General features: G+C 39.6%; 10 protein-coding genes. 7 read left to right on the top strand and 3 right to left on the bottom strand.

The features are described from left to right. Nucleotides 1-35: 35 nt before the first annotated feature. The gene (locus tag ADHAQ_RS0108955) at nt 36-830 is read left to right on the top strand and encodes a queuosine precursor transporter (protein WP_026462645.1); all 795 of its coding nucleotides are present in this window, start codon (nt 36-38) and stop codon (nt 828-830) included. Between the two features lie 89 nt (nt 831-919). After that, nucleotides 920-1,897 carry a tryptophan--tRNA ligase gene (gene trpS / locus ADHAQ_RS0108960; RefSeq protein ID WP_026462646.1) on the top strand — a complete coding sequence of 326 codons (978 nt, stop codon included), beginning with the start codon at nt 920-922 and terminating at the stop codon, nt 1,895-1,897. Between the two features lie 101 nt (nt 1,898-1,998). Here trpS and ADHAQ_RS0108965 read toward each other — a convergent pair whose 3' ends face one another. Then, a complete protein-coding gene (locus ADHAQ_RS0108965) occupies nt 1,999-2,394 on the bottom strand; it encodes a hypothetical protein (protein WP_026462647.1) in 396 nt (131 codons plus the stop codon). Nucleotides 2,395-2,754: 360 nt separating this feature from the next. Here ADHAQ_RS0108965 and ADHAQ_RS0108970 point away from each other — a divergent pair, with 360 nt between their 5' ends. Next, complete coding sequence (locus ADHAQ_RS0108970) at nt 2,755-4,488, top strand: phospho-sugar mutase (protein ID WP_026462648.1); 1,734 nt, start codon at nt 2,755-2,757, stop codon at nt 4,486-4,488. Between the two features lie 82 nt (nt 4,489-4,570). Here ADHAQ_RS0108970 and dnaB read toward each other — a convergent pair whose 3' ends face one another. Beyond that, nucleotides 4,571-6,124, bottom strand: coding sequence for a replicative DNA helicase (dnaB, locus tag ADHAQ_RS0108975; protein ID WP_051360170.1), 1,554 nt, complete (start codon nt 6,122-6,124; stop codon nt 4,571-4,573). A 276-nt stretch (nt 6,125-6,400) separates the two neighbouring features. On the opposite strand from dnaB, the gene ADHAQ_RS0108980 reads away from it, so the two are divergent. Together ADHAQ_RS0108980 and ADHAQ_RS0108985 are read left to right on the top strand one after the other, a co-directional pair. After that, nucleotides 6,401-7,780: a UDP-N-acetylmuramate--L-alanine ligase gene (locus tag ADHAQ_RS0108980; RefSeq protein ID WP_026462650.1), complete on the top strand. Its 1,380-nt coding sequence runs from the start codon at nt 6,401-6,403 to the stop codon at nt 7,778-7,780. Between the two features lie 12 nt (nt 7,781-7,792). Then, nucleotides 7,793-8,608, top strand: coding sequence for a 3'-5' exonuclease (locus ADHAQ_RS0108985; RefSeq protein ID WP_026462651.1), 816 nt, complete (start codon nt 7,793-7,795; stop codon nt 8,606-8,608). Between the two features lie 177 nt (nt 8,609-8,785). Here ADHAQ_RS0108985 and ADHAQ_RS0108995 read toward each other — a convergent pair whose 3' ends face one another. Next, complete coding sequence (locus tag ADHAQ_RS0108995; protein ID WP_026462652.1) at nt 8,786-9,574, bottom strand: M48 family metallopeptidase; 789 nt, start codon at nt 9,572-9,574, stop codon at nt 8,786-8,788. A 268-nt stretch (nt 9,575-9,842) separates the two neighbouring features. On the opposite strand from ADHAQ_RS0108995, the gene ADHAQ_RS0109000 reads away from it, so the two are divergent. Together ADHAQ_RS0109000 and ADHAQ_RS0109005 are read left to right on the top strand one after the other, a co-directional pair. Next, complete coding sequence (locus ADHAQ_RS0109000) at nt 9,843-10,454, top strand: fumarylacetoacetate hydrolase family protein (RefSeq protein WP_026462653.1); 612 nt, start codon at nt 9,843-9,845, stop codon at nt 10,452-10,454. Continuing rightward, complete coding sequence (locus ADHAQ_RS0109005; protein ID WP_245590590.1) at nt 10,441-12,342, top strand: M23 family metallopeptidase; 1,902 nt, start codon at nt 10,441-10,443, stop codon at nt 12,340-12,342. Before ADHAQ_RS0109000 ends, ADHAQ_RS0109005 begins: the two co-directional genes overlap by 14 nt. Nucleotides 12,343-12,386 lie beyond the last annotated feature (44 nt).

A 12,386-nucleotide genomic window follows, 5' to 3' on the forward strand; every position in this document is an offset into this window, starting at 1 on the left:
TTGCAGGAGTACCAACTTACTTTACTCCTTAGATAATGGACTCACCGTTTCAGCGAAAAAAAACACTCCTTTTTCTGATTTTAAGCAGTATTTTTTTAACCAATGCAGTTTTAGCAGAACTTATTGGGGTTAAAATATTTTCCGGCGAAGCTTCCTTAGGTTTACCTCCTGCTCATTTAAATCTTTTTGCCGATACGCCCTTTGATTTTAATTTAACAGCCGGCGTAATTATTTGGCCTGTGGTTTTTATTACTACTGATATTATAAACGAGTATTTCGGTAAGGAAGGCGTAAAGAAAATCAGTATTATTACCGTTTGCCTTATTTTATATACCTTTTTAGTTATAACTGTTATCACCAACTTACCGCCAGCAGCTTTCTGGCTGGATGTAAACAGTAAAACACCAGATGGCAAGCCCTTTGATATTGATTATGCCTTTAACAGTATTTATCGCCAGGGAGGCGGCATTATCATTGGTTCAGTTTGTGCTTTTTTACTGGGCCAATTGCTCGATGCATCGGTATTTCATTGGTTGCGTCAACTTACCGGCAAAAAAAAGATATGGCTCCGGGCTACCGGCTCTACCCTGGTTTCACAGTTGGTAGATACCGTAGTGGTTTTATTCGTAGCTTTTTACGTTTTTGGTAATTGGACCCTTACCATGGTTTTTTCGGTTTCTATTATAAATTACCTTTATAAATTTTTTGTAGCTATAATCATGACCCCAATACTTTATGTTGCTCATGCTATTATAGATAAATACCTGGGAATAAATCAAGCTAATCAATTAGTAACGGAAGCCGCTCAAGACCGCTCCATTGTGTCTTAACCCGACATTACTTTAAACTCTTGTTCTTTCGACTAAACAAGCAGGCATTTTTCCATTAAAATAGCTTTATTTGCAAAAAATAAGTTTTCATGTCACGCATATTAACCGGAATTCAAAGCTCTGGCCGTCCGCATTTAGGTAACTTACTAGGTGCCATTATTCCGGCCATTGAGCTTTCTAAAAAAAGTCAGAACGAATCGCTATACTTTATCGCAGATTTACATTCACTAACTACTGTCCGCGATGCCGAGGTTTTACGTCAGAATACCTATGCGGTAGCTGCTGCCTGGTTAGCCTTTGATTTTGATACCGACCGTAATATATTTTACCGGCAATCGGATGTACCGGAAACAACAGAACTTACCTGGTACTTAAGCTGCTTTACACCATATCCCATGCTGGCCAATGCACATTCGTTTAAAGATAAATCAAACCGGCTGGCCGAAGTGAATGCAGGTTTATTTACTTACCCGGTACTAATGACTGCCGATATAATATTATACGATGCAAACTTTGTACCCGTAGGAAAAGACCAGCTGCAACACCTGGAAATGGCTCGGGATATAGCCAGTGCCTTTAACCACCGTTACGGCGAAACTTTTGTTCTGCCAGAAGCCCGCATCGACGAATCGGTAATGATTATACCGGGCACCAACGGTGAAAAAATGAGTAAGTCATACGGTAACATAATTGATATTTTTGCCCCGGATAACCAGCTAAAGAAAGCCATTAAGTCTATTGTTTCTGATAGCAAGTCCTTGGAAGAACCTAAGAACCCGGATGAGGATACTACTTTTAAAATTTATTCATTAATGGCATCAGAGGCCGAGGTAGAAACTATGCGCCAGAATTACCTGAATGGAAATTATGGTTATGGCCACGCCAAGCAAGCACTCTATGAGCTGGTTGTAAATAAATTTGCTAAGGAACGGGAGCAGTTTAACTATTACATGAATAACCTCCCCGAAATAGACGAAAAGTTAAAAATTGGAGCTGATAAAGCCCGGGCTATAGGCTCCCAAACCCTAAACCGGGTAAGGGAAAAGCTTGGGTACCTGCCAAAATAAATAAGTAGGCCATAAAAAAAAGTCCTGGGTTATATAACTCAGGACTTTTTTTTATGGCCTACCTTCAAAGCTTAATGGCCTGAAGCAACTTTTTAAGTGGCTTAAGCTTTCCAAACTTCTTTTTTAATATTTTTACCTACCGATAAAATTAACCGGGTTGGGTTAGGTATTAATACTAAACGAACTTCCCGGTCAGGAAACTCATCTGAATCCACCCAAACACCTTCCTTATGTGAAAGCTCCTCTTCATCGCCGGCTAAATTATTTGGCAAATAAGCTGTTGGCAACAATACATCCGAATCTGGGCATATACGGTCATGTACTTCGGCCAGCACTTCTTCTAAGTATTCCCCGTAATTATCATTAAAATCATCTTCCATGTCGTGCAGTTCTTCCTCTACATCATCATAGCGGGCGTCATTATAAGATAATTTACTTAACTCCTCTTTTTTGCGGATTATAGCTTCCAAGGAAGAATTTAACTCTGTAATATTCATAAAAGCATTAGCTATTGTGTGACACAAATTTTACAACAGGAATCAGCATTTCCAAGTAAATCTAAATATTTTAAAAATTAAATTAACTAACTATTCTAAATTCTTTTATTCCGGTAAGTAACCGAAACCCACAACTGCAAATATTAGTAGTATCGGAAATAGTTTAAGTTTAAGTTTAACTAACTCTTAGAAAAGATAGCAGTAAACTATTAATTAGTATAAATCTTTTAGTATCTTTTAATTGCTAAGGATACAAAGAACATACTTGCAGAATCCGAAACATTATCTTTTTCTTAATATATATTTTACAAAATTTGTGCATCTTGCACCAAACAATTTAACATTTCTACGCTAAAACTTATGATTGAAGCAGCTATACAAAGTAAAATTGATTCTTGGCTTAATGGCCCATATGACGAAGAAACCAAAGCAGAAATACGCAGATTAACCGAAACTGGCGAAACAGAAGCATTGGGAGATGCCTTTTACCGTGATCTGGAATTTGGAACCGGTGGTTTACGGGGCATTATGGGCGTTGGTAGTAACCGGATGAATAAATATACTTTAGGTGCCGCTACTCAAGGATTAAGTAATTACCTGAAGAAATCTTTCCCCAACGAACAAGTAAAAGTTGCTATTGCGCACGATAGCCGCAACAACAGCCCTGAGTTTGCCCGGATTGTAGCCAGCGTTTTTAGTGCCAACGATATTAAAGTTTACTTTTTTGAAGCCTTACGCCCTACTCCTGAACTGTCGTTTTCCATCCGGCACTTGGGATGCCATAGCGGTGTAGTTTTAACGGCTTCGCACAATCCCAAAGAATATAACGGATATAAAGCTTACTGGAACGATGGTGGCCAGGTAGTAGCTCCTCACGATAAAAATATTATTGCTGAAGTAAATGCCATTACCTCTATAGAAGATATAAAATTTGAGCCAAAAGAAGAAAACATAGAAACAATTGGGGCCGAAGTTGACGAAGCTTATATTAATCGGGTAGTTGGCTCAGCCGTAAATAAAGCAGTAATTGAGAGCCAGAAAGATTTAAAAATTGTTTATTCACCCATTCATGGTACTGGTATTACCTTAGTTCCTAAAGTTCTGGAGCGTTTAGGATTTACTAATGTAACCATTGTGGAAGAACAAGCCACTCCGGACGGCAACTTTCCAACGGTGGTATATCCAAACCCGGAAGAAAAAGATGCCATGAATCTGGCCTTAAACAAAGCCAAAGAAATTGATGCTGATTTGGTGCTGGCCACCGATCCGGATGCAGACAGAGTTGGTATTGCGGTTAAAAACCTTAACGGCGAGTTTGTATTGCTGAATGGTAACCAAACCGGCAGCTTACTGGTTTATTATTTAATTAAGGCCTGGCATGAAGCTGGTAAATTAACCGGTAAAGAATTTGTGGCCTATACTATTGTTACTTCAGAACTAATTGGTGAAGTAGCTAAAAAATACCAGGTAAAATCTTATCAGACCTTAACCGGCTTTAAATACATTGCCGAAGTAATTCGGAGCCTGGAAGGGAAAGAACAATTTATTGGTGGCGGTGAAGAAAGCTATGGTTACCTGGTGGGTGATTTTGTGCGGGACAAAGATGCCGTTGCGTCCTGTGCCATGATTGCCGAAATGGCAGCAGCGGCCAAGGATCAGGGAAAATCCCTATACCAGCTAATGATTAGCATGTATCAGGAATTCAGATTCTACAAAGAAGATTTGATCTCGCTAACAAAAAAAGGACAACGCGGTCAGCAGGAAATTGCTGAAATGATGCAGGAACTGCGTTCTAACCCTCCTAAAGAAATTAATGGATCTAAAGTAGTAGAAATCCGGGATTACAAATCAGGTATTATTAATAACGTTGAAGCTGGTACAGAAGAATCTTTTGATATGGAACGTTCCAATGTATTACAGTTTATTACAGCAGACGGCTCCAAGATTTCTGCCCGACCATCCGGAACAGAACCAAAAATTAAGTTTTATTTTAGCGTAAACGCTGAATTACCGTCGGAAGCAGATTTTGATCAGGTGGATCAGGAATTGACAGGTCGTATTCAGAATATAATTTCTGATATGAAATTAAAATAATTTTAAGTTTAGCTAACATCAATAAAAAAGGCCTTCTGCAGAAGGCCTTTTTTATTGATGTATTTTCTAAAAAATTTAAGAATTAAAATGGTGGTTCTTCTACCTCAAAATTTGACTTAGGTAAGGAATCGCCGTTCATTTTACTTGGTAACCTTACGGCATTTCCTCCCCCAAACGGATCGTCAAAATTACTTGGTGGCAAGGCGCCCATTTCGCCAAAGGGATTATCTCCAAAACCTTGATCTAAGTCACCGAACTTGGTAAACTTACCGATAAATTTAAGTGGTACGTTAGCCAAAGAGCCGTTCCGGTGTTTAGCAATAATTACTTCACCTACTCCTTGGGTTGGGTTCCCCATTTCATCTTCTGTGATGCCATAATATTCCGGACGATATAAGAAACACACCATGTCCGCATCCTGCTCAATAGAGCCAGATTCCCGTAAGTCAGAAAGCTGAGGCTTTTTATCTCCACCTCTGGTTTCTACGGCCCGGCTTAACTGAGAAAGAGCAATTACTGGTACACTTAATTCCTTTGCCAGCATTTTCAGAGCCCGGGAAATAGAAGCAATTTCCTGCTCCCGGTTTCCACCACCTTTGCCACCTTCTGAATTTCCGCTCATCAGCTGCAGGTAGTCAATTACGATCATCTGAATATCGTGCTGGGCTTTTAAACGACGACATTTTGTTCGTAACTCCCGGATAGATAAACCAGGGGTGTCGTCAATAAAAATTGGAGCTTCTGATAACTTAGTAATTTTATGGTTAAGCTGGGCCCACTCATAATCTGCTAAATTACCTTTCTTCAGTTTCTCACTTTCCAACTCGGCTTCAGCCGAAATAAGACGGTTTACCAACTGAATAGAAGACATCTCTAAAGAGAAAATGGCTACTGGCTTTCTGAAATCTACGGCCGCATTCCGCAAAGCAGATACAACAAAGGCCGTTTTACCCATTGCCGGACGAGCTGCTAAAATGATTAAATCAGAAGGTTGCCAGCCAGAAGTAATCCGGTCTAAGGCTGTAAAACCACTTGGCACTCCGGTTAAACCATCTTTCTGGTTTTTCTTTTCCTCTAATTCTTTAATGGCTTTGTGCATCAAAGAACGCATATCATCAAAGTTTTTCCGAATGTTGGATTCAGAAATATCAAATAAATGCTTTTCAGTGCTATCTAAAAGCTCAAAAACATCGGTGGTATCTTCGTAGGCTCGGGTTAAAATTTCAGAGGAAACTGAAATAAGCTCCCGTTTGATGGAGTTTTCAGTAATAATACGGGCGTGAAACTCAATATTAGCCGCTGAGTTTACCCGCGTGGTCAGGTTCATGACATAATACGGGCCACCTACCATCTCCAATTCCCCTTGCTCCCGCAATTGCTGCGTAACCGTTAAAATATCTATGGGTTCAGACTTGTCAAATAAAGCCAGGATAGCCGAGAATATGCGTTGATGTGCATCTTTGTAGAAACTTTGCGGTTTCAAAATATCAATTACCGAAGTAAGGGCATCCTTCTCCAGCATTAATGCTCCTAAAACTGCTTCTTCTAACTCTAAAGCTTGCGGTGGCAACTTTCCCACACCTGCCGGTATAGTAGACTTACTGGTCCAGGGTGCCTTTGTTTTTATTGTTGTCATCTTTAACTTGCTATCCTCCATGTACAAATCTAAAAAAAGCAGCTTGCCTTTTATGCACAAGTTATACACATCGTGCCTGTGGATTAACTACTTCTCAACTAATCAGCTTTTTATAAATATAAAGATTATTATTTAAGATTTGTTGCCGAAGTACAGCAGGACCGACCTATTTTCATCGGCTATTTAAAATAGCCCATAACCGAAACACATTTTTAAAAACCTGCCTTTCACCCGAAGATAATTTTTGTACATTTGTTTACTCTATAGAATCTATACATGGATAATCAGAAGCTTAAAAATATACACCTGATTGCGATTGGTGGCAGCATTATGCATAATTTGGCCTTAGCTTTACACCAAAAAGGCTTAAACATAACTGGTTCTGACGATGAAATTTTTGAACCCGCAAAAAGTCGGTTAGCTAAAGCTGGCTTATTACCTGAACAGGAAGGGTGGTTTCCGGAAAAGGTTTCTGCAAATTTAGACGCGGTAATTGTAGGTATGCATGCCCGGGAAGATAATCCGGAGTTGCAGAAAGCCTTAGCAATGGGATTACCGGTTTATTCGTTTCCAGAATTTATTTACGAACAATCTCAAAATAAACAACGCATTGTTATTGGTGGCAGTCATGGAAAAACCTCCATTACCTCCATCATCATGCATGTGCTGAAATACCATAAACGTTCCTTCGATTACGCGGTGGGCGCGCAGTTGGAAGGCTTCGAAAATATGGTAAAACTTACTGAAGACGCACCAATTATTATTATTGAAGGAGATGAATATCTGTCCTCTCCTATTCACCGGGTACCTAAATTTCATTTATACCGGCATCATATCGGGGTAATAAGCGGCATTAGCTGGGATCATATAAATGTTTTTCCGGATGCAGATATGTACCGGAAACAATTCCGCATTTTTTCAGAACAAACGCCTAAAGCCGGAACCTTAATTTATAACCAGGACGACGAGACTGTATTACACGTTTGTGTTCCCCGCAACCCGGATGTAAAATATATTGGCTATTCTATTCATGAGCACCAGATTCATAACGGCATTACTTATTTAGCAACCAAAAAAGAGGATATTCCGCTTCAGGTATTTGGGGAGCACAACTTACGGAATATTAGTGCGGCGAAAGAAGTTTGTAAGCAAATAGGCATAAAGGGAACGGCGTTTTATGAGGCCCTTGCCACTTTTAAAGGGGCTGCTCGCCGGTTAGAGTTAATTACTGGTAACAATAACAGCCAGATTTACAAAGATTTTGCCCATGCGCCTTCCAAAGTAAAAGCCACAACCGATGCCCTGAAACAACAATTTCCAAAACGCAGCTTAGTAGCTTGCCTGGAGCTTCATACCTTTAGTAGCCTTAATAAAGAATTTTTGCCCCAGTATAAAGGAGCTTTAGATGCGGCAGATTTACCTTTAGTTTATTTTAACCCTAAAACTTTAGAGCATAAAAGAATGCCTGCTATAACAGAGCAGGATATTTTAAGCAATTTTAATAACCCAAGAATTAAAGTTTTTACAGATAGTATCTTATTAGCAGATTATTTAAAATCGTTGGAGTGGGAAGACCAGAACTTACTATTGATGAGTTCCGGAACCTACAATAACATGAATCTTACCGAACTGGGTCAATCAATCATAAAAGCATAAGCGGTTAAAACTATGAAATTAAACCTGAAAAAACCTATTATCTTTTTCGACCTGGAAACTACGGGAGTAGATATTTGTAAAGACCGGATTGTAGAAATAAGTATGCTAAAGGTCTTACCTACTGGTGAGGAGATTTTAAAAACCAAACGCATCAACCCCACTATACCTATACCGTTGGAATCGAGCATGATTCATGGGATATACGATGAACATGTGGCAAATTGTCCTACTTTTGCTCAGTTAGCCAGAGGTATGGACGAATTTATGCAGGGCTGCGATTTAGGCGGGTTTAACTTAAATAAATTTGATATTCCGTTACTGGCCGAGGAGTTTCTGCGCTCCAACATAGACTTTGATATTACCAATCGGTCAGTAGTAGATGTTTGCCGTATTTTTCACCAGATGGAGCAACGGACTTTATCGGCAGCTTATAAATTTTATTGCGATAAAACGTTGGAAAATGCCCATAGTGCCGAAGCCGATACCATTGCCACCTACGAAATTTTAAAGGCTCAAATTATAAGGTACGAAAACGTTTCCATGGTTTCTGCAGATCTAAAAGAAGTTTTCCCGGTTTCCAACGACATGCAGCAGTTACATAAATTTACCTCTCAAAATGCCGCCGATTTATTGGGAAGAATTGTGTTTAATGCGGATGGCGTAGAAGTATTTAATTTCGGGAAACATAAAAATGTATCGGTAGAAGAAGTTCTACGGAAAGAGCCAAGTTATTACGACTGGATGATGAAAGGCGAATTCCCCTTGTATACGAAGAAGGTATTAACCCGCATTAAGCTCAGAAACAGCTTTATGAAGGTAAGCTCTTAAATTCAAGCGGTATTGCTATTTTACTTTATCTGATTTCAGGCAAAAAGCTAAAATCAGAAAAGAGATAAAGGCAATTCTTTTCTTAGACATAAATAGTAGTTTAGATTTATAAATACGCAAAAAAAAAGCTGATGGCACATAAGGCATCAGCTTTTTTTATTTGTTTTTTATTTACAATTACCGCTTATAATATTTCAGGGCCTCTGGCATTAAACGTTGTAAATCCCTAATACGTGTTTCGTCGGAGGGGTGAGAAGATAAAAATCCAGGCGTTGCAGCACCTCCTTTTTGAGCCGCCATTCTTTCCCAAAAAGGAACAGCTTGCTGCGGATCGTAACCTGCCATGGCCATAAAAATTAAGCCTAAATGGTCGGCTTCTGATTCCTGGCTACGGCCGTGCCGTAACATACCTAACTGGCTACCAATACCAAAAACATTAGCAAACACATTGGAGGAAGCGCCGGAACGGCCACCTAAAGCGGCACCTGCCAAAGAACCTCCGGCCTGCGCTGCTACCGCCTGACTCATCCGCTCTTCGCCGTGTTTAGCAATGGCATGAGCAATTTCGTGTCCCATTACCACCGCTAAACCAGTTTCGTTTTGCGTAATTGGTAATATGCCGGTATACACGGCTACTTTACCTCCTGGCATACACCAGGCGTTTATCTGCTTATTCTGAATTAAATTAAATTCCCAGGCAAAACCTTGCAATTGGGCAGAGTAATTATTTTGTGCCATGTATTGTTCCACAGCCCGCTGAATACGACCTCCTACTCGTTTTACCATGGCCGCATTATTGTCGTTCAGCACTCGGGAAGTATCCATAACCTGCCGATAAGCCTGGTTACTCATAGCTTGAATTTCTGAACTAGATACAAGGGACAGTTGGCGCCGTCCGGTAATGGGTACAGTGGTACATGCCACTGTACCCATTAAAAGCATTGAATAGAATATTTTTTTTAACATAGTTTAGTCTTTAAATAGTTAATAATTTAAAGGTTTACTTTTCACGTATAAAGCAGCAAATATATAACAGGCTTAATATTTAAAAAGTACATTGGCTTAATTAGGTATATACACAATGTATGCCAATTGCTGGTATATACGGTTTCTTACATATAAAATGTTCTGGTCTGGTTGTACACCCTTATTCATTCCAATTTAAATTTCAATTATAAATAAACTTTTAGGCAAAGGAATAAATGTTTTATTTTGGGTTCTAAATCTTAAGAAAATGAAAATTTTAGCTATTGGACGTAACTACGCGGAACATATTGCCGAATTAAAAAATGAGGTTCCGGATGAGCCCGTAATATTTTTTAAACCTGATACGGCCATTTTAAGAAATAACGAGCCTTTTTACTTCCCTGATTACTCCCAGGATATCCATCACGAAGTAGAATTAATTTTGCGTATCTCCAAGGAAGGAAAAAATATTGGGGCCAAGTTTGCCAGCAAATATTACGACGCAATTGGGTTAGGCATAGATTTCACGGCCCGTGATTTACAGGCGAAAGCCAAAAGTAAAGGTTTGCCCTGGACCTTAGCCAAAGGATTTAATGGCTCAGCCCCCATTTCGGAATTTTTACCTCTTACAGATTTCCCGGATTTAAAAAACATAAACTTTAAGTTATTGGTAAACGGGGAAGAAAAACAAAAAGGAAACTCTAGTATGATGTTAAACTCCTTTGACGATATGCTGGCGTATATGTCGCGCTTTATAACCTTAAAAACAGGAGATATAATTTTTACCGGCACTCCTGCGGGCGTGGGTCCGGTAAAAATTGGTGACAGATTAGAAGGGTTTATTGAGGATAAAAAGCTTTTAGATTTTGAAGTTAAATAAGAAATTTTTAGTAGGAGTACTGGCCATTGGCACTTGGTTTAACCTTACCACCCAAGCACAGGTTAATCAGGTACCAACGGGCTATTTTCAATTTCCCATCATGCCGGGAAAACAAAATTTTCTTTCTGGAAGTATGGGCGAAATCCGTCCAAACCACTTTCACGGAGGAATTGATATAAAAACCAATCAGATGATAGGCCTACCCGTTTATGCCGCCGCTGATGGTTACATTTCCCGTATTGAGGTATCGTCGTATGGGTACGGGAATATGATTTACCTAACTCATCCGAATGGCTTGGTAACTACTTATGCCCACCTGGAAAAATTTATTCCGCCGGTGGCCGATTATGTTTTACAAAAACATTACCAGCAAGAATCTTTTGAATTACGATTAGGTTTCCCAAAAGACCAATTCGTATTTAAAAAAGGAGATATTATTGCCTATTCCGGCAATACGGGAGGCTCCGGTGGTCCGCATTTACACTTTGAAGTCCGGGATGCGCAAAATAACTTACAGAATCCATTAAAATATGGATTCTCTGAAATTCAGGATAATATAGCTCCTACCATCAGTGCTATTGCTATTAAAACCCTCTCGATAGACGGACGCATTAATAACCGCTTTGGCCGGTACGAATTTTCACCGGTAAAGCAAGGTACAAACTTTACCCTGCCAGATACGGTTTCAGTTCATGGCTTAATTGGCTTAGAATTCCAGGCTTACGACCAGTTTACAGGAGCTTTAAATAAAAATGGCGTTCAACAGGTAGAGGTTCTGGTAGATGGACAACCCTTTTATTCGCATGTAATAGATGGCGTTCCATTTGATTATACCAAACAGGTAAACTGGCATATAAATTACGAATTCTACAAAACCAGTGGCCGTAACTTCCAAAAATGTTATGTAGATGATGGGAACAAGTTGCCTTTGTATAATGCCGGCACCACAAAAGGCAAACTACGCGTTTTACCCGGTGAAAAGCGGCGGATAAGTATGTTGTTTAAGGATTCTTACAACAATACCACTACCCTCGAATTCATGGTGAAAGGCGAAAAGCCCATCTACTTTGCTACCCGTAATCCTGCTATTAAGAAAACAGCTTTATCGTATGAGGTTGCGGAAAATATATTGAAAGTAATAGCCACCGACACCGCTAAAATTGCTAAAAACATACAGCTGTATGTGGGCAAAATACGCTACGACCTGATTCCAAGCTATACACAGGATTCTTATACGGTTTATTTATATGATTTACGTGGTGGCTTGCCCGACTCCATGGCATTGAATAGAGTGTCTCGCAGATTTAATTTTCAGCAAGTAATCCCTTCGGGTACAGATTACTCTTTTGCTACCCGCAATATGAATATTATTTTCCAGAAGGAATCTTTATACGATACGCTTTATATTGATACCAATATGGAAAACGGCGTGTACACCATCAATAATCCAACAACTCCGGTTTTCCAGCCCTTAAAAGTAACTTTAAAAGGCCCTGCCGGCAGCTTTGATAAAAGTAAAACGCATGTATATTATATGGGTTGGGGAAAAAGCCGTGGCTTTACGGGTGGCGTCTGGGAAGGCGAAAACATTACATTCCTGGCTCGTAACTTTGGGAAATACAGGATTTTAAGCGATATAAAACCGCCTACGCTTAAACTCGTTTCCAAATCGCCGATGGAAGTCAGGTTAAAGTATGCCGATGATTTATCGGGAATAGCTTCCTTCCGCGCCGAATTAAATGGTAAGTTTTTATTACTTAAACAGGAACATAAAGAAGCATTGCTTTACTCTGAAAGGCTGGATAAAACGCAACCCTTATCCGGGGAATTAGTTGTGCGGCTAAAAGATGCAGCTGGAAATGAAACTGTTTTTCGGACCCAGCTTTAAAAAGACTTATAATTTTTAAATTTAATACCGGGGCAGCAAGCAGG

It is taken from the genome of Adhaeribacter aquaticus DSM 16391 (assembly GCF_000473365.1).
GTDB lineage: Bacteria > Bacteroidota > Bacteroidia > Cytophagales > Hymenobacteraceae > Adhaeribacter > Adhaeribacter aquaticus.

Coding starts and splice junctions, on each gene's coding strand:
- ADHAQ_RS0108980 (WP_026462650.1), top strand. CDS start 6,401: ATGGATAATCAGAAGCTTAAAAATATACACCTGATTGCGATTGGTGGC.
- ADHAQ_RS0108955 (WP_026462645.1), top strand. CDS start 36: ATGGACTCACCGTTTCAGCGAAAAAAAACACTCCTTTTTCTGATTTTA.
- ADHAQ_RS0108970 (WP_026462648.1), top strand. CDS start 2,755: ATGATTGAAGCAGCTATACAAAGTAAAATTGATTCTTGGCTTAATGGC.
- ADHAQ_RS0108995 (WP_026462652.1), bottom strand. CDS start 9,574: ATGTTAAAAAAAATATTCTATTCAATGCTTTTAATGGGTACAGTGGCA.
- ADHAQ_RS0108985 (WP_026462651.1), top strand. CDS start 7,793: ATGAAATTAAACCTGAAAAAACCTATTATCTTTTTCGACCTGGAAACT.
- dnaB (WP_051360170.1), bottom strand. CDS start 6,124: ATGACAACAATAAAAACAAAGGCACCCTGGACCAGTAAGTCTACTATA.
- ADHAQ_RS0109000 (WP_026462653.1), top strand. CDS start 9,843: ATGAAAATTTTAGCTATTGGACGTAACTACGCGGAACATATTGCCGAA.
- trpS (WP_026462646.1), top strand. CDS start 920: ATGTCACGCATATTAACCGGAATTCAAAGCTCTGGCCGTCCGCATTTA.
- ADHAQ_RS0108965 (WP_026462647.1), bottom strand. CDS start 2,394: ATGAATATTACAGAGTTAAATTCTTCCTTGGAAGCTATAATCCGCAAA.